At 65.2% G+C, this 20,258-nt stretch carries 16 protein-coding genes; 7 read left to right on the top strand and 9 right to left on the bottom strand.

Going from position 1 to position 20,258, the window contains the following annotated elements:
* Position 1 precedes the first annotated feature (1 nt).
* Positions 2–259: an acyl carrier protein gene (locus tag MTX35_RS20460; protein WP_243596724.1), complete on the bottom strand. Its 258-nt coding sequence runs from the start codon at positions 257–259 to the stop codon at positions 2–4.
* A gap of 252 nt (positions 260–511) precedes the next feature.
* On the opposite strand from MTX35_RS20460, the gene MTX35_RS20455 reads away from it, so the two are divergent.
* Both MTX35_RS20455 and MTX35_RS20450 read left to right on the top strand, forming a co-directional pair.
* Positions 512–1,978, top strand: a complete 1,467-nt coding sequence (locus tag MTX35_RS20455; RefSeq protein ID WP_243596723.1) for a hypothetical protein — start codon at positions 512–514, stop codon at positions 1,976–1,978.
* Between the two features lie 175 nt (positions 1,979–2,153).
* On the top strand, positions 2,154–4,064 hold the full coding sequence (locus MTX35_RS20450) for an Hsp70 family protein (protein ID WP_243596722.1): 1,911 nt from the start codon (positions 2,154–2,156) through the stop codon (positions 4,062–4,064).
* A 6-nt stretch (positions 4,065–4,070) separates the two neighbouring features.
* On the opposite strand, the gene MTX35_RS20445 is transcribed toward MTX35_RS20450, so the two are convergent.
* The gene (locus MTX35_RS20445; protein WP_243596721.1) at positions 4,071–4,595 is read right to left on the bottom strand and encodes an Lrp/AsnC family transcriptional regulator; all 525 of its coding nucleotides are present in this window, start codon (positions 4,593–4,595) and stop codon (positions 4,071–4,073) included.
* A gap of 116 nt (positions 4,596–4,711) precedes the next feature.
* Here MTX35_RS20445 and ald point away from each other — a divergent pair, with 116 nt between their 5' ends.
* A complete protein-coding gene (ald, locus tag MTX35_RS20440) occupies positions 4,712–5,794 on the top strand; it encodes an alanine dehydrogenase (protein WP_243596720.1) in 1,083 nt (360 codons plus the stop codon).
* A gap of 71 nt (positions 5,795–5,865) precedes the next feature.
* Here the strand turns inward: ald and MTX35_RS20435 are convergent, their stop codons facing one another.
* Together MTX35_RS20435 and MTX35_RS20430 are read right to left on the bottom strand one after the other, a co-directional pair.
* A complete protein-coding gene (locus MTX35_RS20435; RefSeq protein ID WP_243596719.1) occupies positions 5,866–7,224 on the bottom strand; it encodes a YibE/F family protein in 1,359 nt (452 codons plus the stop codon).
* Positions 7,225–7,453: 229 nt separating this feature from the next.
* Positions 7,454–8,704, bottom strand: coding sequence for a pyridoxal phosphate-dependent aminotransferase (locus tag MTX35_RS20430; RefSeq protein WP_032396087.1), 1,251 nt, complete (start codon positions 8,702–8,704; stop codon positions 7,454–7,456).
* An 87-nt stretch (positions 8,705–8,791) separates the two neighbouring features.
* On the opposite strand from MTX35_RS20430, the gene MTX35_RS20425 reads away from it, so the two are divergent.
* Entirely contained in the window at positions 8,792–9,499 is a 708-nt protein-coding gene (locus MTX35_RS20425; RefSeq protein WP_243596718.1) for an SOS response-associated peptidase, read from the top strand.
* Between the two features lie 7 nt (positions 9,500–9,506).
* Here the strand turns inward: MTX35_RS20425 and MTX35_RS20420 are convergent, their stop codons facing one another.
* Complete coding sequence (locus MTX35_RS20420) at positions 9,507–9,734, bottom strand: DUF3263 domain-containing protein (protein WP_243596717.1); 228 nt, start codon at positions 9,732–9,734, stop codon at positions 9,507–9,509.
* 100 nt (positions 9,735–9,834) lie between these two features.
* Between MTX35_RS20420 and MTX35_RS20415 the strand changes: the two genes are divergently transcribed.
* A complete protein-coding gene (locus tag MTX35_RS20415; RefSeq protein WP_243596716.1) occupies positions 9,835–11,748 on the top strand; it encodes a prolyl oligopeptidase family serine peptidase in 1,914 nt (637 codons plus the stop codon).
* On the opposite strand, the gene MTX35_RS20410 is transcribed toward MTX35_RS20415, so the two are convergent.
* The 3 genes from MTX35_RS20410 to MTX35_RS20400 form a co-directional block, all read right to left on the bottom strand.
* Entirely contained in the window at positions 11,741–12,010 is a 270-nt protein-coding gene (locus MTX35_RS20410) for a hypothetical protein (protein ID WP_243596715.1), read from the bottom strand. The two genes, MTX35_RS20415 and MTX35_RS20410, sit on opposite strands and share 8 nt — an antisense overlap.
* An 89-nt stretch (positions 12,011–12,099) precedes the next feature.
* Positions 12,100–13,092: a hypothetical protein gene (locus tag MTX35_RS20405; RefSeq protein WP_243596714.1), complete on the bottom strand. Its 993-nt coding sequence runs from the start codon at positions 13,090–13,092 to the stop codon at positions 12,100–12,102.
* Positions 13,093–13,261: 169 nt separating this feature from the next.
* Positions 13,262–16,549 (bottom strand): (Fe-S)-binding protein, encoded by a 3,288-nt coding sequence (locus MTX35_RS20400; RefSeq protein WP_243596713.1) that lies wholly within the window; start codon positions 16,547–16,549, stop codon positions 13,262–13,264.
* Positions 16,550–17,116: 567 nt separating this feature from the next.
* Here MTX35_RS20400 and MTX35_RS20395 point away from each other — a divergent pair.
* The gene (locus MTX35_RS20395; protein ID WP_243596712.1) at positions 17,117–17,779 is read left to right on the top strand and encodes an ammonium transporter; all 663 of its coding nucleotides are present in this window, start codon (positions 17,117–17,119) and stop codon (positions 17,777–17,779) included.
* Positions 17,780–17,946: 167 nt separating this feature from the next.
* Positions 17,947–19,065: a GNAT family N-acetyltransferase gene (locus MTX35_RS20390; protein WP_243596711.1), complete on the top strand. Its 1,119-nt coding sequence runs from the start codon at positions 17,947–17,949 to the stop codon at positions 19,063–19,065.
* Here the strand turns inward: MTX35_RS20390 and MTX35_RS20385 are convergent.
* The gene (locus tag MTX35_RS20385) at positions 19,062–20,183 is read right to left on the bottom strand and encodes a S1 family peptidase (RefSeq protein ID WP_243596710.1); all 1,122 of its coding nucleotides are present in this window, start codon (positions 20,181–20,183) and stop codon (positions 19,062–19,064) included. The two genes, MTX35_RS20390 and MTX35_RS20385, sit on opposite strands and share 4 nt — an antisense overlap.
* Positions 20,184–20,258: the final 75 nt, after the last annotated feature.

Here is a 20,258-nt window from a genome sequence, read left to right as displayed (position 1 = left end):
TTCAATCCGTCAGCTGGGCGATGGCCGCGGAGATCGCGTTGATGGAGCCGAACGTCGACTTCTGCAGCATGGTGTCGGGGAACTCGACGTCGAACTCGTCCTCGAGCGCGATCATGACGTTGACGCTGGCGTGCGAGGTGAGGCCGCTGTCGTAGAGATCGGCAGCTTCGTCGATGCCCTCCACGGGAACCGGCAGCTTTCCGAATTTCTCCAGAACGGTTCGCATTCTGACCACGTCGTGCGCATTGAGCGTCTGCATCGAAAACCTCCACCGATCGCGTTAACCACGAGACCGGACGGCCTCGTCGTCGACTCAGGGTCGGCCGACAGCGCGCCTACTCGACCCTAAGTCTCCCCAGACCCTTCTAAACAATATCGCAGATTGTTTAGTAGCGTTACCTCCGATGCCTTTGTCGGTATTTCGGTCGCCGTACACTTCGAGTGGAGCGGGGGCTCGTACGGACGCCGGATCGGGCGTCGAAACACAATTTTGCGAAGGACTGTCTGGTCGATGGGTGGAATCTGCGGGGTGTCCGTGGGTACCGGTGCGGTGCGCATCGCGTACGTCGCAGACGGCCGCCGCGTCGAGGACTCCATAGACGCCGAGGGGGCACACGACCTGCTGCCCGGCAAGCTCGTCGACCTCGGGCCGTTCGAGGACATCGTCCTGGCCGGATGGGATACCGCAGCCGTCACGGCGTTGCTGGAGACCCTCGGTGACGGCACCGTGCCGAGGGCTCGGATGGTCGAGGAGTCCCACGCCCTGCTCGCGTACGCCCGGACGGTTCCGGAACTGGAAGACAAGGACTACGTCCTGGTCGTGGACCTGGGCAAGAAGGGGCTTTCGGCGACCGCACTCGACGTTGCGGGCGAGTACGTCGAGTGGACCGCGCGCACCGTGGACATCAGCGGTGACCGCTTCGACGAGGTGGTCCGAGGCATCGTGATGGCCAAGGGCATTCTGCCTGCACCGATAGGGCCCGAGGGCGACGAGGAATACCAGGCGTTCTTCCGTGAACTCAAGGAGCTGGTGAGCTCGTCGGTCGGCGTCAGGGCACCGAACCGCGGCCCGATGTTGCTCAGCCGCAAGGAATTCGAGCGCGAGATCACCCCGCTCGTCTCCGATGCTCTGGACTGGGCCTCCAAGCAGGCACCCGATGCGGTGCTGCTGATCGGCGGCGGCGCCGCCATCCCGGCGGTGCGCACCATCATCGAAGACAAGTGGAACGTTGCCGTCCACGTGCCCGACGCACCCGCAATGGCCGTCGCCACAGGTGCTGCGCTCGACGAAAGGCCACCCGTGGCCGCGCTCGACGCGGATGTGGGAATCATCACCGTCCCCGACGATGCGTCGGAATTGCTCGATTCGCCCGAGACGTATTTCGCACCCGACGCAACAGGCTTCGGCACGGTCGAGGAGTGGATGGTCGACGGCCTGACCGTCGACCAACTCGCGGTCGAGGATCTCGCGATCCACCCGTCCGTCTCGGACGTCGATCTTGCGGAACCCGATCTTGCGGAACCCGATTTCGACGACGCCGATTTCGACGGCGAAGTGTCTGCGCGGCCCACGGTGCTCGAACCCCAGGTGCTTGCACCGGAAGTTCTCGCACCCGAGGTGCCCGAGCCGGGTGTCGTCGCCGAACCGATTCGCCGTGGCTCCCGGACCTGGCGGGTGCGCGACGCATCCGTGCTCGCCACCGTGGTTCTGATGATCGTGGCAGTGGTGGGGCTGGTCTACACCCGAGGAAACACTCCGCCGCCCACGCCGCTGATCGACGAGCAAATACCCATCGATTCCACGTTCGCCGCCGCGCTCTCTGCGGCGGCAGAGTCCACCGACGCGGCTGCTCCCGGTCCCGTCGAGCTTCCGGTCCTCGGGCCGGCCCGCTTGTCCGATGCCGACCTGTACGAGCGGACCTTTGAGTACAGCGGTGAGTTGTACCGACCGTCCGTCGATTCGGTGGTTCCGGAATAGGCCGTAGGTCCGGATCGGGCCGGCCGGGCGGGGAGCCGGACAGGTTTCGACGAATGCGAGGGCGTGCACCTTCGGGGCGCGCGACCCGTCGATCGATCCGAGGCGGTAGCCTGGCGCACTGGACGAGGTGTATCGCGTCCGAAAACATTTGCCGATCGAAGTGAGGCCGACCACCGTGACTGTGCTGCTTGGGGTGTCCATGGGGACCCGAGCCGTGCGCACGGCGCAGCCCAGGGCCGAACAGTTCGGAACACCGGCCGCCGACCCCTCCGGCCTGGTCAGCGACATCGAACGGCCGCTGTTCTTCCGCAACGAAGTCATCGACAGCGTCGGGGGAGACCTTCCGCACCTGGCCGTCGAATCGATCGGTGCCGCGGCCGAAACCGAGCCCGAACTCGCCACCGGTGTCGCGTACCGCGACCCGCGCCAGGCCGACGCGCTGCAGGCGGCCCTCGCCGGTGCGCACCTGCACAACTACCACCTCGTGCACGAGGTGGAAGCTGTCGTCGAGTACCTCGCGGCGACGGGCGAAGCCCGCAACTGCAGTTCTGTCGCGCTGTTCGACCTCGGCAGCTCCGGCTTGACCGTCAGCGTCGTGGACCTGGTGCAGCGAACAGTCATCGCCTCGCAGCGCTCGGGTGAGTACAGCGGAGATCTGCTCGACGCCTACGTGCGCAACAACCAGCTCCGCCGCCTCGGGAAGAACCCGACCGACCCCGACATGCCGCTGTTCGAGAAGCGTTGCCGCATCGCCAAGGAACGCCTGTCCACTCAGGACGCGGTGTGCTTGCCGGATGCGAGCGGCATGATCCTGCTCTCGCGTGAGAACTTCGAGTTGCTCATCACCGACCTGGTGGACGAAGCCATCGAGTTCGCGCGCGGAGTGATGATCGGCGCACACGTACCCATCGATGCGGTCGTCCTGATCGGCGGTGGAGCGCGCATGCCGATCGTGCAGAATCGCGTCGGCCCGTTGCTCGAGCTCCCGGCTCTCGTTCCGACCGAACCCGAGACCGTTGCGGCACGTGGAGCAGCGCTTGCGGCTCGGCCGCACTCGCGGACGCGAACCGGAGCGCAGGGAAGTCCCCGTGCGGATCGCCCGGTCGCGGACACCGTGAACCCTGCCGCGGCGATCGTGGCCGACCCCGGCTCGCGGGTGCGTCCGCCGGCTCCGTTGCCTTCTCCGCCGTCTGCCCCCGGCCGACCGGTTCCGGCTCGTCCGTGGATCGCGTCGGCCCCGGCGGGTGCTGACGCCCCGGACGCAGCCGCGGCGGGCGGTTTCGAGTCCTCGAGATTCACCGATCCTGTCGAATCTTCCGATTCTGTTCCCGTCGATTCGGAATCGCCGCTGCCGGTAGTGGATGATGTTCTCGACGACCACGTGCAGGGGGCGCGGGTCGACGGGGAGGTCGTTGCGTTGAGCTCGAACACGGGGGAGCGGTCTGCGGAGAACTCGGCCGAGGTGCCCGAGGTGGCCGCCACCGTTACATCAGGGTCTGCTGCATCCGATCCTGCTGTAGCAGAGACTGTTACGCAGACACCCACATCGAAGATCGGCACTGATTCTGCCGCAGACGACGGCAAGCCCGTGCCGTTCCAGCTGAAGAACGTCTATTGGCTCGATGCCGATTACGACGACGACGACGGCGAAGACGATCGCACGCGGGCGCGACGGAGGCTCCGAACCGGTGGTGTTCTCGCGCTCGGTCTGGCTGCAGTGGTCGGCGTCTCCGGCTTCATGCTCACCCAGCAGAACGCACCGCAGGTGGTCGACACCTCGGTCAGTCGCACTCAGACCGACGCTCCGGCCGTCACCACCGCGCCGCCGACGCCGGTGATCCCTGCGCCGGTCCTGCCGCCGCCCGCACCGGAGACCGCCGTCGAGCCGACCACGGTGCCACCGGAGACCGAGGTCTACCAGGAGCCGTGGACGCCGGAGCCGACGACGACCACGGCCGAACCGGCACCGCCGCCGCCACCCGTCGAGTCCGTTCCTCCGACGACGCAGCAGCCACCGCCGCTGATCCCGGGCCTTCCCGACTTCACGTTGCCGGTGTTCCCTCCGCTCATTCCACCCGCTCCCTGATCGAATCTACTTGTCCGCGTGCGTATTTCGCGGTCGTATGTGCTCGAAGATGAGGATGGTCTCGGTGGCGGCGACGGCCGGGTCGGCGCTGAGGTTCTCGACGACGAAGTCACGCAGCGTGGCGGTGTCGACGGTGGCGACGTGCACCAGGAAATCGTCGGCACCGGCAATGAAGTAGATGTTCAACGTCTCTTTCCGTGAGGCGATCTTCGATCCGAATTCGCTGATGCGTCGTCGAGCATCTGCTTGCAGCCGGACCGAGATCATGGCCTGGATGTCCTGGCCGAGAGCCTCGGGGTCGATATCGGCGTGAAAGCCGCGAATGACCCCGCGTTCGACGAGGGCGCGCACCCGCCCCAGGGCAGTGGACGGCGCAATCCCGGCAGCCGCAGCGAGTGCGTTGTTGGGTGTTCGAGCGTCGCGGCGTAGCTCGTCGAGCAGGATGTGGTCGATTCGATCCAGGGGGATGGGCCGAACATCGTTCGGCTGGTGCCCCGTGTCGCCCGTCTCGAATGAACTATTGCTGACCATTTCGGGAGTCTACAGAATTATGTTCACATCCGTTGCGGGTATTTCGTAGATAATTCATAGTTGGCCTACAACCGGTGGGGCCACGGCTCCCATCGCCCAGCATCGAGGAGGCCGTCATGAAGATCGGAATTCCACGCGAGATCAAGAACCACGAATACCGGGTGGCCATCACCCCGGCGGGCGTGCACGAACTGGTCTCGCGAGGACACGAAGTGATCATCGAAACCGAGGCAGGGGCCGGATCGTCGTTCACCGACACCGACTACAAGGCCGCCGGCGCGCAGATCCTCACCGACGTCGCCGAGGTCTGGGAGACCGCTGATCTGCTGCTCAAGGTCAAAGAGCCCATCGCCGAAGAGTATTCACGCTTGCGCAAGGGGCAGGTGCTGTTCACGTACCTGCATCTCGCCGCCTCGAAAGCGTGCACCGATGCGTTGCTGGAGTCGGGCACCACTGCCATTGCATACGAAACCGTCACTGCTGCAGACGGTTCGCTGCCGCTGCTCGCGCCGATGAGCGAAGTTGCCGGACGCCTCGCGCCCCAGGCCGGTGCCTACCACCTGATGTCCAGTGAAGGCGGTCGCGGAGTTCTCATGGGTGGAGTTCCCGGAGTGCGCCCCGCCAACGTCGTTGTGATCGGAGCCGGCGTGTCCGGAAGGAATGCCACCGCAATTGCTTTCGGCATGCACGCCGACGTCACCGTGCTCGATCTCGATGTGAAAGCGCTACGCGCCATCGACGATCAGTACCGCGGTGCCGTCAAGACGCTGGTGTCGAACGCATACGAACTCGAACAGGCGGTTCTCGCAGCGGATCTGGTCATCGGTGCTGTACTGGTGCCCGGAGCCAAAGCGCCGAAGCTGGTGTCCAACAGTCTGGTTCAGCGGATGAAGCCGGGTTCGGTTCTGGTCGACATCGCCATCGATCAGGGCGGCTGCTTCGAGGATTCGCACGCCACCACGCACGCAGACCCCACCTACAAGGTGCACGAGTCGGTGTTCTACTGCGTCGCCAACATGCCCGGTGCCGTGCCTCGGACCTCCACCTACGCGCTCACCAACGCAACGTTGCCGTACGTCGTCGCACTGGCCGACAAGGGTTGGGAAGCTGCCTGCGAGGCCGATTCGGGACTGAAGGCGGGACTGAGCACCCACAACGGTGCCCTGCTCTCGGAGACCGTCGCCGCTGCATTCGCCTGAGCGGCTCCGCCGCATGTGCACGGAAGTTCGGCCCCTGCTACGAAGTTCTGCTCACATGCGGCGAAGCCGCACTACGCGCTGTGCCGGCCCGAGCCCCGGGTCTTGCGGGCCGGTGCCGCGGCCCGGCGCTGTGCTCGGTTGGATGGCCCACCCACGGTGATGGGACGCGCGAGCAGCACGGCGATCGCCGTGGTCAGCGGGACCGAGAGAGCCAGCGCGACGCCGCCCACCGCGGAGCGGACGATCTCGATGGACACCGAATCGCCGGTGAGAACGTCCTGGATGGACCGGTCGGCGACGCTGAAGAGCAGTAGCAGCGGCAGCGCGCCACCGGCGTAGGCGAGCACGAGGGTGTAGACGGTACTGGCGATGTGGTCACGGCCCACCCGCATCGTGGCGGTGAAGATCTCGCGCCGCGTCGCCGTCTCGTCCACCGAGGCGAGCTCGAAGGCCGCCGACGCCTGCGTGATCGTCACGTCGTTGAGCACTCCGAGCGAACCGATGATGAACCCGGCCAACAGCAGGCCGGTGACGCTGACATTGCCGATGTACGTCTGCACGGCAGTGTTCTGCTCCTCGGACAACCCGGTGAGATGGGTCATGCGGATCGCGACGTAGGACAGAACAGCCGCCAGGGCCATCGACGTGAGCGTACCCAGCAGCGCCGAGCTGGTGCGTAGATTCACCCCGTGCGCCAGATACAGCACGGCGTAGAGAATCACCGCACCGGCGACGAGGGCGACCGGAATGGCGGGTGCGCCGTCGAGCAGGGCGGGCAGCATGAACACCACCAGCACCGCGAACGCGAGAAGCAGGCCGACCAGTGCGCGGAACCCCCGCCAACGGGCGACGACGCAGATGACCACGGCGAACACGCCGACGATCAGTGCCAGCGGCAGCCCTCGGGAGTAGTCGTTGAAGGAGTAGCGGACTCCTCCCGACGGGTCGGTCTGCACAACCAGACGGATGTCCTCGCCTGCGCTCAGCGTCGGTTGGCCGGGACCCGGCGCGATCTCGAGTACCGTCCTCTTGCCTGCGTCCTCGCCGGTGGTGATGTCGACGATGCTGCGCTGGCATTCGTAGGAGTCGTTGACCGCAGGTGTCGGGTCGCCGGTGAATGCTCTGCCTGCGTCGGGACTTCCGCAGGTCCCGATGCTCTGCGAGGTGATGGTGCCGGCCTCGGTGGACACCGCACCACCGCCGGAGGTCTGGAACGGCAGTGGGATGTCGACACTCTGCTGGCTGGGCCACAAGGCGATGGCTCCGCCGATCACGGCAATGGCGATGGCGACCAACAGTCCGACGACGACCTTGGCCGCCACCGGTCCCAACGGAGCCGGAGTATCGCTGTGGCCGTGCCCGTGTCCATGGCCTGCATAAGCGTCGAGGCTTGGCCTGTTGCCATCGGGAGACGTGCCGTGTGGTTCCACGGTGCAAGGCTAGTACGGGCCGGGATGGTGGCCGATGCGAGGAGCTCGGTGGCGGGGAGCAGGGGGGCGTCCCCCGCCACCACCTGACCGACCCGGGGGGGGAGGGGTACGACCAGGGCTCGCGGGCACCGAAGTGCCGTCCGCCAATGTACAGATCATTCGTCGTTCAGGCGGGACCGCCCCGATGTTTTGTGCGTCACTTTCAACTACTTGACGGTAACTTCGCGGCTCATTGCTTGTACGACGCGAGGAAGTTACCGAACCTCTCGATCGCCACGGCCAGGTCTCGCGCCCACGGCAGCGTCACGATGCGCACGTGGTCGTGGCCCGGCCAGTTGAAGCCGGTCCCCTGAACCACAAGGATCTTCTCCTGCAGCAGCAGATCCTGGACGAGCTTCTCGTCGTCGTAGATTTCGTGCACCTCGGGATCGAGCCGCGGAAACGCATACAGCGCACCCCGCGGTTTGACGCACGAGACGCCGTGAATCGCGTTGAGCTTCTCCCACGCGACGTCACGCTGCTCGAGCAGACGGCCGCCGGGCAGGATCAGATCCTCGATGCTCTGATACCCACCGAGTGCGACCTGAATGGCATGTTGTGCAGGCACATTGGGGCACAGTCGCGTCGACGCGAGAAGGTCGATGCCCTCGATGAACCCTGCGGCGTGTGCCTTCGGTCCGGTGATCGCGAGCCATCCGGCGCGGTAGCCGGCCACTCGATACGCCTTGGAGAGTCCGTTGTACGTCAGGCAGAGCAGGTCGGGAGCCAGGCTTGCCAGCGAGGTGTGCTCTGCGTCGTCGTAGAGAATCCGGTCGTAGATCTCGTCCGCGAGCAGCAGCAGCTGGTGCTTGCGCGCCAGATCGACGATGCCCTGCAGCACCTCCTTCGAGTACACCGCCCCCGTCGGATTGTTGGGGTTGATCACCAGCAGCGCGACGGTCTTCGGGGTGATCTTGGACTCGATGTCGGCCAGATCGGGATTCCACCCGTTTTCCTCGTCGCACATGTAGTGCACGGCCTTGCCGCCGGACAGCGTCGTCATCGCCGTCCAGAGCGGGTAGTCCGGCGCCGGGATCAGTACCTCGTCACCGTCGTCGAGCAGTGCCTGCATCGTCATCGTGATGAGCTCGGACACCCCGTTGCCGAGGTAGATGTCGTCGACGTCGAGCTCGGGGAAGCCCGGCTCGAGCTCGTAGCGCGTGACGATGGCTCGCCTGGCCGACAGGATGCCCTTGGACTCGGAGTACCCCTGGGCCACCGGCAGCGCCGCGATCATGTCGCGCACGATCACGTCGGGGGCCTCGAACCCGAAGGGTGCCGGGTTACCGATGTTGAGCTTGAGGATGCGGTGCCCCTCGGCCTCGAGACGGGCGGCGTGGGCGTGTACCGGTCCGCGGATCTCGTACAGCACGTTCTGCAGCTTGGTGGACTGCTGCAACGTGCGGTAACGCGGCTGGGAGTGGATCTGCGGAGTGGTCACCCGTCACATCGTGCCAGGTGGGTGCCACGTAATTCCACGAGGTTGTTTCGCCCGGGATGTCAGTGGTTGGTGGAACAATCTGCTTCCATGTGCGGACGGTATGCCAGTACCCGGAGTGACAGCGACCTGCAGGCGGTGTTCGACATCGCCGAGACCGTCGGAGCGGAGGTGCCTGCCTCGTACAACGTGGCCCCCACCCAGACGGTCCGGACGGTGCTCGAGCGCGCACCGAAAGACGAACCCGAGGCCGACGCCGTGCGGCAACTGCGATCGGTGCGCTGGGGCCTGATCCCGTCGTGGGCGAAGGACGTAAAAATCGGTTCGCGGCTGATCAACGCCAGGTCCGAGACCATCACCGAGAAACCGTCGTTCAAGAAGGCAGCGAGCCGTCGGCGATGCATCGTCCCCGCCGACGGCTACTACGAGTGGGAGAAGCGCGACGGCGCGAAGGTGCCCTACTTCCTGCACGACGGTGACGGCGTGCTCGCGATGGCAGGCCTGTACGAGCTGTGGCGAGATCCCACCAAGGCCGAGGACGACGAGAACCGCTGGGTCTGGTCGGTCACCGTGCTGACGTCCCCGGCTGCCGATGCGCTCGGCCACATTCACGATCGCTCACCGGTCGTGCTTCCGCCGGATCTCCGTTCGAGCTGGCTCGACCCCGCAGTGACGGACCTCGGGGACGTTCGAGACCTGCTGGCCGCGATCCCCGAACCACGGCTCGAGCCCTACGAGGTCAGCACCGCGGTGAACAGCGTGAAGAACAACAGCCCGGAGCTGCTGACACCGGTATAACGATGTCTCAGGCGAGTCGCGCCCGGCAGATGTCGGCAATCGCGGCCCGCTCGTCCGGGGTCAGATCCTCGGCGACCGGTGAATCGAGAATGCGCCGCAGTCGCTGGAAGTAGGTCCGCGCGTCGACGCCGAACGCCACGTAGATGTCCTCGTCGCTACCACCGCCGTACCCACGCCAGGTTCGGCCGAATGTCAGAATCTCGTGGTCCACCGAGTGGGTAGTGGTCCGGCGCATGGTGTCCCCCTAGTGCTGCTTGTCACCCATCATCCGGGTCGTGGTTGAAGGTCCGGTGAACACCGCGTTACATGCACGTCAGTTCACTAGGGTGGAACCCGTGACTGCTCTCGCCTACGGATCCTGGCCCTCGCCCATCACCGCAGCAGATCTGTCGTCTGCGGGCCACCCCGTCGACGGTGGTTGCTTCGTCGGCAGCGAGATCTGGTGGTCGGAACTGCGGCCCGCCGAACAGGGCCGAACAGCGATCTGCCGCCATGTCGACGGAGAGGTGCAGCCCATCCTTCCCGCACCGTTCAACGCCCGCACCCGCGTACACGAATACGGCGGGGGAGCCTGGACCGCAACGGCAGACGGCGACCTGGTGTTCGCCGAGTTCTCCGATCAACGCGTCTACCGACTCACCCCCGGCGGCGCACCCGTGCCGCTGACTCCGAAACCGGCTGTGGCGTCGAGCATCCGGTACGCCGATCTCTCGGTGGTCGGCACCGACGTCATCGCAGTTCGCGAGATGCACGACGCGGGCGCGGTGTCCCGAGACATCGTGGCCATCGATCTCGGCGGCGGCGGAGTGCGCTCGTTGGTGGCGGGCTCGGACTTCCTTGCGTTCCCGAGACTGTCACCCGACGGCACCCGCATCGCCTGGATGGCCTGGAACCACCCGCAGATGCCATGGGACGGAACAGAACTGCGCGTAGCGTCGCTCGCCGATCCCGGCGCATGGACGGTGCTGCTCGGTTCGACCGAGGAATCGGTGTTGCAGCCGGAATGGATCGACAACGAATCGCTGTACGCCATCAGCGACCGAAGTGGTTGGTGGAACCTGTATTCGGTCACGCTCGACGGGTCGGTCACACCGCTTCGGGCGCTCGACGCCGACTTCGGGGCTCCGCTGTGGCGGCTGGGATCGAGCTGGTATTCCGTGCTCGACGACGGGACGCTACTCACCGCGCGGACCGTCGGCACCGACACATTGGCGATCCTCGATCCAGTGTCCGGGGAGCTGGACGACATCGCGCTCGACGGGGTGACGTCGGTGGGCCTCGGTGGGCGTTCCGGCTCGACAGTGTTGATCAAGTGCGGCGGAGCGCACGTTGCAGCCGGGTTGTTCACCCTCGACCTCGAATCTCGCGAATTGACCGCTGTGCGTTCGGGTTTCGAGTCCGTTCCCGACGCTGCGTACTTGCCGGAGGGGCGTCAGGTGACGTTCCATGGACCGAATCGTGAGGTGCACGCCATCGCCTATGCGCCGCGCAACCCATCCTACGAAGGGCTCGACGGCGAACTCCCGCCGTATGTCGCCTTCGTCCACGGCGGTCCGACGGCGCATGTGGCACCAGGTCTCAATCCGTTGTTCGCCTACTTCACCAGCCGCGGCATCGGCGTCGTCGATGTGAACTACGGCGGGTCCAGTGGATATGGCCGCGAATACCGCAACCGGCTGCGCGGGCAGTGGGGAGTGGTCGACGTCGAAGACACCATTGCCGCGGTGCAAGGGTTGGCCGACAGCGGACTCGCCGACCCGCACCGGTTGGCCATCGAAGGCGGATCCGCAGGTGGGTGGACGGTCCTGGCCGCGCTGACATCCTCCGACGTATTCGCTTGCGGTGCATCGTACTTCGGTGTCGCCGAGCTGGAGCTGTTCGTTGCCGAGACCCACGACTTCGAGTCCCGCTACATCGACGGTCTCATCGGACCGCTGCCCGAGGCCATCGACCTGTATCGCACCCGCGCTCCGGTCAACAACGTCGACGGACTGTCCTGCCCGGTGCTGTTGTTGCAGGGGCTGGACGATCCGATCGTGCCGCCGTCACAGGCCGAGCGGTTCCGAGATGCGATGGTGGAGAAGGGAATACCGCATGCCTACCTGGCTTACGCGGGCGAGTCGCATGGATTCCGCAAACTGGAGACGCAGGTGAACGCGCGAGAATCCGAACTGTCCTTCTACGGCCAGGTCATGGGATTCACGCCGCCCGGAATCCCCGAGCTGCAGCTGTGGCGTCCCGCTAGCTGAGCGGTGGGTGCGCCCGTTTCGCTTCGAGGAACTCGAGTAGCGCGCTGGGGATAGCGCAGTATTTGCTGTTGCCCTCCGACAATTTGCTGCCCGCCTCGAACGCTGCCTTGGACGGGCCGTTGTGTTCGCGGATGAGGGCGCAGAGGCGCTCGTCGGTGCGGCCGGACTCGCAGCATTGTTCGACGTGCGCTCGGTCGTCCGGTGGCAGAGCCGTCCACCACTCGTCGTAGCGGCGAAAGAGCTTGTCCGCGTCGTCGGTCATGCCTGCTCCTACTTCTCGGGTACGCCGTGCGATTCCGACCATACTCACGATGTCCGATTCCGCTACTTCCGAGGGGGTCGGAGGCAACCTCACACTGCTTGTGCAGGGTGCGCGCCTGTCTTTCGACGCGACGACGGGCGCGCAGTCGGTAGAAAGGTCGCGCGGTTGCGCCGCATGGCTCTGTCGGCAGCATCGCGGATCATTCGATCAACGAGTTCGGGGTGCTCGAGGTCAGACCAGGCGATTCGCACCACCTGGCGTCCGGTGGCGCGAATGCGATCCTCGCGACGCTTCTCGTCCCACAACACATCGGCCGCAGACTTCCCCTCGGGCACGTAGCGTCCGTACTTCACCCTGCCGTCGAATTCCAGCACGGTCTCGATGTCGGGCAGATCGAAATCCACGCGCCCGGCGAGGCCACGGGAATCTGTGATCGGTACCTGCAGCTGTGGGGTGTAGCCCAGCTGATGCAGCACTACTCGGGCGCGGGATTCCCCGACACTCTCGGACCGGCCGTCCATGAAGTCCGCGACTCGGCGGGCAATCCGATTGCCCGGGTGGTTCGGGCACGAATCCAGTGCCGCGAGAACATCTTCGGTGGTGAGTCCGCGGGTTCTGGCAGCGAAGTCCGCGATACAGACGGCCGTCTCGAACGGGAGTGAGCGGGCACAATCGGCAACGGTGCGCGCCAGAGCCGTGATTCGCACGCCGTCGAAGTCCACAACTTCTTCGTCGGTGTACGGCGAGGTGTGCAGTGCTCGAACGGCGCTGCTACGGCCGCCGCCGCGGGCACGATTGCGCGTGATGTGCACTCGGCTCAGGTCGGCATTCCATACGTCGAGACCGTGGAAGACGGCCGCACTCACATGGCTGACGACTGCGTCGGGTGAGGTGGTTGCGTCGAACACAGCCTCCGCGATGACCCGATGCTTGTCTTCCCTCGGCAGTGCGTCGAATTCGTCTTTGCTGACGAACCTTCCGGGACGGAGTCGACGCCACGCTCGCGTTCGGCAGTAGCGCTGCAACTCTGCGTCGGAAATTCCGCGGGAGAGAGCGTCGGATCGCGAGACGATGCGGGTCATGAAGAAATGCTCTCGGGCGCAATCGCTTTCGGCAAGCCCCAAGTGTCCGATTGTGGATAACTCGTTGCCTGTGGATAACTCGAGCCGGGGACCTCACACCCCTACTGACGACTGCGCGCCCCTGCTCTGACGTGAGCGGGGGCGCGCAGTCGGTAAATAGGGTGTGAGGTTACTTCCGGCGACCCGGAACCTTGGCTCCCGGAGCGAATCCGAGTCCACCGGCCTTCGGCTTGGGTGGAGTGCGATCGTCGGCTTCACCCGCAGTGTCCGACGCCTCAGCCTTCGGTGCCTCGGCTGCCGGTGCCTCTGCTTCCGGTGCCTCGGACTTCGGGGCCTCGGCAGGTGCATCGGCTTCCGGAGCCGGCTCGGCCTTCTCGGGCTCTGCGTTCTTCGGCTCGGCCGGTGTCGCCGCAGATGCAGCAGCGGGCGCACCGGGAGTGCGTGCACCCGGCTTCTTGAATCCGGACTTGACGGCCAGACCCTTCGGCTGGACGGTCGGCTTGGATTCCGCTGCAGCCTCGGTGGCAGGTGCCTCGGACGCCGTGGCCTCGGCGGCCGGTGCCTCAGCAGCAGGAGCCTCGGACGCCGGTGCCCCAGCAGCAGGCTTACCCGGTGCCTTGGCTCCCGGCTTCTTGAATCCGGACTTCACGGCCAGGCCCTTGGGCTGGACGGTCGGCTTGGATTCGCTTGCAGCAGAGTCTGATTCGGCAGACTGGCTTGTCTCCGGGGTAGATGCCGGAGCCGCATCGGCCTCGGCAGGCTTACCCGGTGCCTTGGCTCCCGGCTTCTTGAATCCCGACTTCACTGCCAGACCCTTGGGCTTGACGGACGGAGTCGATTCCGAGGCCTCGGTGGTCTCGGCAGACGGAGCTTCGGCGGGAGTGTCGGCAGGTGCAGGTGCAGCCGCCTTCGCGCCGGGTGCCTTGCCCTTCATCTGCAGACCCTTGCCGCCGGGTGCCTTGCCGCCGGCCATTCCGAGTCCCTTGGGCTTCGGGGCTGCCTCGGCCTCGGCAGTGTCGGCTTGGTCGGTGGCTCCAGCCGAACCGGGTGCCTTGGCTCCCGGAGCCTTGGCCAGACCCTTCATCTTCAGTCCGCCGCCGGCCTTCGGAGCGGGAGCTGCCGGAGCGGTCTTCGCCTCGGCAGGCTCTTCGACGGGTGCGATGCGCTCGGCCTCTTCGACCTCGGCAGCGTTCTCGGTGGCCAGCTTCTCCTCGGGAGTGCGCTCGCGGGGGATGACCTTGATGTTCTCGCCGAGTACCGAGGATTCCACACGGGTGATCGACTCGAGCATCAGCTGCGCGACATCGACGACCTCGACGCCCTCGTGTGCGCCGCCTTCCTGACGTGCGGTGACACCGTCGGTGAGCATCACGCGGCAGAACGGGCAGCCCGTGGCGATCTTCTTCGGGTTGGTTGCCAGCGCCTCGTCGACCCGGTCGATATTGATGCGCTTGCCGATGTTCTCTTCCATCCACATGCGAGCGCCACCGGCACCACAGCACATGGACCGCTCACCGTGACGCGGCATCTCCTTGAGGTTGGAGCCCGACGCGGCCATGAGCTCGCGCGGAGCGTCGTACACCTTGTTGTGCCGGCCGAGGTAGCACGGGTCGTGGTACGTGATGTCCTGGCTGACCGAGGCCACCGGGATCAGCTTCTTCTGCCGCACGAGGCGGTTGAGCAGCTGCGTGTGGTGCACCACGTCGTAGTCGCCGCCGACCTGCGGGTACTCGTTACCGAGCGCGTTGAAGCAGTGGGCGCAGGTGACGACGATCTTGCGCTTGCTCTGTTCGACGCCGTCGAACACGTTGTTCAGCGTTTCGATGTTCTGCATCGCGAGCTGCTGGAACAGGAACTCGTTGCCTGCGCGGCGAGCCGAGTCGCCGGTGCAGGTCTCGTCTGCGCCGAGCACCATGAACTTCACGCCTGCGGTCGCGAGCAGCTCGGCGACGGCCTTGGTGGTCTTCTTCGCGCGGTCCTCGTAGGCACCGGCACAGCCGACCCAGAAGAGGTATTCGTAGTCCTGGAACGAATCGGCGTCCTGGCCGAAGACCGGGATGTCGAAGTCCATCTCGTTGATCCAGTTGAGCCGGTCCTTGGAGTTCTGGCCCCAGGGGTTGCCCTTGTTCTCCAGGTTCTTGAACAGACCTGCGAGCTCGGACGGGAACTCCGATTCGATCAGCACCTGGTAGCGGCGCATGTCGATGATGTGGTCGACGTGCTCGATGTCCACCGGGCACTGCTCGACGCAGGCACCACAGGTGGTGCAGCTCCACAGCACCTCGGGATCGATGATGCCGCCCTCGATGGCGTCGGCGACGAGCTTGCGATCGGCCTCGTCGCGAGCGTTCTGCGGGATGGCGTCGAGCGCCTTCTGGTCGACGTTGCCCTCGGAATCGACGAGTCCGACCTCGTCACCGGCCATGTCCTTCTTGCCGCCGGCCAGCAGGTACGGAGCCTTGGCGTGGCTGTGGTCGCGCAGCGACATGATCAGCAGCTTGGGGGAGAGGGGCTTGCCGGTGTTCCAGGCGGGGCACTGCGACTGGCAGCGTCCGCATTCGGTGCAGGTACTGAAATCGAGCCAGCCCTTCCAGCTGAAATCCTCGATCTTGCCTGCGCCGAACGCGTCGACGTCGGGGTCGGCCTCTTCCATCTCGAGGACCTTGCCGCCGGACATCATGGGCTTGGCCGGGCCGAGGGCGACGGTGCCGTCGTCCATGCGCTTGAAGTAGATGTTGGGGAACGCCGAGAAGCGGTGCCACGCGATTCCCCAGTTGATGCGGGTACCGACGATGTAGAGCCACACCATGCCGGACATCAGCTTGACGAACGCGAACACCGACACCATCTCGGGGCTGGCGGGCAGCAGGGTGGCGATGTGGACGGTGGCGAAGTCGTAGATGAGGCTGCCGTCGCCGTAGGTGGCGATCTTGCCGGACTTCACCATCAGCATGCCCAGGCCCTCGATGAGCACAACGGCCTCGACGAAGTAGGCGGCCTTGAACCCGGAGCCTGCGAAGCGCGACTGACGCTCGGGCTTCCGTGGGTGGTTGAGCTGGCGAATGACGATCAGCGTGATGATGCCGATGACCGTGCCGAGAGCGAGGATCTCCTCGAGGAAGTGGTAGACCGCCGTGTCGCCGAAGATCGGCCAATGGAACTCGGGGTTGAACGTCTGGCCGTACGCCTCGAACCAGACGATGGAACCGAACATGAACCCGACCATCACCAGCCAGTGCGACCAGCCGACGGTACGGAACTTGACCATCTTGGTGTGGAGCAGGAACTCGACGACCATCTGCTTGAAGCGAGGGACTATCGGTCGCCAGCGGTCGGGTGCCGGCTGGCCGATGCGCACGATGTTGAACATCCGCAGAGCGCCGCGAATGAAGACGTACCAACATACGAGGCTGAGCAGAGCACCGACTGTGCCCAACGTGATCGTCAGGGCGTTCATGTCGCGGCCTTTCGTTCAGGTGGCAGCTGGAAGGGCTGCCGCGGGTTCAGCCCGTCGAGCATATGACGGTCCATGTTACTCGCCAGTAGCAATTCTTTCGTACTGACGGGTAACTTAACACCGATCACGTGGAGCGGCGCTGGTGGGCGTCGAAATGAGGCCGTCCGACGGGTGGGCTGAACTCGTCAGTAGGTTGTCTCCCGGATCACGTTAGGCGTAGGGCCCTCGGGGGTTGTCGAGAAGGCAGTCCTTACTTAACCGAAATGCTGCCCTGGGCGTGAGCCGTTGGGCCGGCTTTTCGCGGGGCATCTGCCCGTCATTCGGACGAACGAACTGCGATGCCCGCCGGATAGGGAGACATGCCCGCTGCGCTGCAAGAATCGTAATGTTGTGACCGCTGACAACGAATGGGTTTCGGGACAGTGTCAAAAGGACAACGAACGGTCCGATTCGTGCGCTACACTTCGGTCGCATCGAACGTCGCAAAAGGGTCATCGGGGTGGCTTTGAGCTCACGGGTCTGGGTGGACCGTCGAGCGTGCACATCACAGAAACGGAACAGCTCTACATGAAACTCAGCAAACTGGTCGTCACATCGGCCTTCGTCGCAGTCGCGATGGGCCTGGCCAGCGGAACCGCATACGCGCAGGCCCCTACTGAGCAGGCGACCCCCGGCGACACCAACTACACCGTCGACCTCGAAGATCGCACGATCGTCACCACGATCGATGCAGGAGTCTTCAAGGTCGCCGACGACGGCAAGACGGTCGACGTCCTCGACGCCGCCGACAACACCCTCGTGACGCTTCCGCTGTCGTTCAACCTCGGCGGACTGAACTTCCCGTACGAGCAGAACGTCGACGACAACGGCAAGACACTGCGTCTGGTTCCGAACCTCGACTTCACCAAGGCATCGGCCAACTCGCGCAGCATCGGCGCAACCACCGTCGCCTCGCCTGAGGAGAACCTCAAGGCGCAGCAGAACTTCTCGTCGCAGCTCGGAATCGCTACGGCAGTCGGCGGGTTCACCGGTACTGCGATCGGTTTCGGTATTGGTGCAATTGGGTTCCTTGCAGGCGGGCTCCCGGGTCTTGCAACCGTGCCCCTGTTCGCAACCATCGGCGGAATCGTCGGAACCATCGCGGCCGGCGGACCCACGCTCGTCGTAGCCGGTATCGACCTGCTCAACACGCTCAATGCTGCTCCGGGCACCACGGCTTGGGCCAACTAGCCTTTACCAGCACGCAGAGCCCGCACTCGTGGAGAGTGCGGGCTCTTTGCGTTGTCTGTGGTCACCGACCGAGTTCGGTCGGTCATAGCGAGCCTCTACGTCTTCTTCGCAAATGGGTCACACGCTTGTTTACGCGCATCTACTGAACTTTCCGTAACGTGGAAGCCATGAAAACCGACTGTACATCCGTTGGCGGGGTGATGGACGGAAAACTGACCGACGAGCTCCGCGATGAGTGGGACGCTCTGGCGGAGCGGGTCGGCACGGTCTTCTCTTCCCGTCCGAGTTATGCGATGAATGCTCCTCGACCGGCGGGCAGTGAGCTCGTCTTCGTGCAGATACGTCGAGACATGCGGCTGGTGGCTCTGGCTCCGATGTTCGTGACCAGGCTGGGTCCGTTGAAGGTTGCGAAGATTCTCGGGGCCGGACAAGGCGTCCCGACGGAATTGCTCAGCGAGGACGACGCGTCGTCTCACGCCCTGTGGGATGCCGTCGAAGGCAGCGGTCTGCTGTTCTACGCGGACTCGATGATCGACGACAGGACTGCCGTCGCGGCGCTCGGTACGCACCCGCGGTGGCGTTCCGATTCGATCGTGAGGGAGCGAGTTCCGGTGATCGCGGTGCCGGTGGGAAGTACCGCTGGACATGTGCGGGGGCGAAATTCGCTGAAGCGGCTCGCGAAGTACAGACGTCAGGCCGAGCGGGCCGGAACTCCCCTCACGATCGAGACCGTCCGCGACGCGGAGCACTTCGAGCGACGGTGGGAAGACATTTCTCGACTGGCGGCCGCGTCGACCCACCGCACCGACCGTACCGACTACCTTGCGGAGCAATCGCCCGCCGACGCCTCGGCGTCGGCCAAGGACTTCCTGGCTCGTGAGGCAGCGGCCGGGAGATTGGCTCTCTCCGGGGTGAGTGTCCAGGGGCAATGGCGGGCACATCAGATCTGCGTTCGTACGAGGGCGCGGCTCGAAGCGTGGTTGACGCACTACGATCCCGAGGTTGCGAAGTATCAACCCGGGCATCAGATGATGGAATGGTTCGTGCAGACGCACGACGAACTCGACGTGACCGTGCTGGACCTGGGCGTCGGTGTCAACGACATCAAGAGGTCCTGGTCCACCTCGTCCTACGACGTGTTGGCCGTGGTGGGCGTACCCGCACGCACGAGGGGTTCCCGGATTCTGGTCGGTTTGCTGCGTCGATGGGAGCTGTCGCCCGGGTTCGCGCACGCCCGGAAGGTGGGCTACTCGGTGCTGTCACGTCTGCGACAGTCCACGAACTAAGAGGTCCGGATCGTCAGACCGGGGTTGTCGGCGAGGACGTCGTTGATGGGGGTGGCGAACAGTTCGGGTCGCTGGCCCTGGAGCATGCTGAACACCGTCGCGATTTCGCACGACGGCTGATCGCCCACATTCGAGGCGCTCGCAATGCCCACGGCGAGGGTGCCGCTGACGATGGGTCCACCGCTGTCTCCGCGCAATGCACAGATGGAGGTGGAAAAGCTGCGATCGAAGACGTTCTCGCCCAGGGTGACGTGCTGACCCGTGGAAAGAATTGTGCCGCAACTGAAACCGGTCCTGGATCCGGACTTGCAGACCGGTGCTCCGACGATCGGATCCACTGTTCCGGTGACGTGCAGGGGTGCCGCCCCGGGGACTCGCACCGCATTGCTCTCGAATTCGCCGACGTTGGCGTCGTCGACGTCGATCAACGCATAGTCGTTGTGCGACTGGCTGGTTCGGTAGAACGAACCGAACTTCGATCCGACGAGACTGCCGTACATCGGGTATGCGCCCGTCAGAGCTGCGGAACCGGTTTCTGCGGTGTTCGGATTGCAGTGTCCCGCAGTGATGTTGACCGAACCGTGGGTTGGATCGACGGCATTGAATCCCAGTGAGCATCGCTGACCGAGGCCGGCAGGCGTGCCCGCGAGGAAGCTGTCTCCGCCCAGATACGAACTCGGGCGAATCGGGCCTGCGATCGGTGATGGGTCGAACGGGAGCAGGTCCACCAGAGGCTGGACGACGTCGAGAACCGCCGCCGGGATCTCGATGGGAGCGGTTTCGACCTCGAAACCGCCGGCCGACGCCGCGTCGGCCACATCGGCGTGGGTCGGTCCCTCGGCCACCGCGACCACCGGACGCCCGTTCTCGTCGAGCCACGCGTTCGTGACGGCGTCGGAACCGGTGGTGGCGATGAATTCGGCCAGTCGCCGAGCCGCGTCCGCTCGGTCGAGATACTGCTGCGGGTCGAGCCCGAGGTCGCGGGCCACAGCGTCGGCCAGGGCCGCGGGCAGCACCGGGTCGGGTGCCGGATCGGCCACCGCGGTGGGCGCGGATACGGCCATCGTCAGTAGAAACGGAACAGCGACGATCGACAGCCGGCACGCTCGGCGACGCATAGAAACCTCTCCCCTGGGCATCGAGATGTGATGCCCTTCACCCCTGTCGTACGACTATAGGGGGTGGGTGGTTCC

It is taken from the genome of Rhodococcus sp. ARC_M12, from assembly GCF_022810385.1.
Classification (GTDB): domain Bacteria; phylum Actinomycetota; class Actinomycetes; order Mycobacteriales; family Mycobacteriaceae; genus Rhodococcoides; species Rhodococcoides navarretei.
Note: the sequence above shows the minus strand (reverse complement) of the source record. Positions and strands in the feature narration are given on the sequence as shown.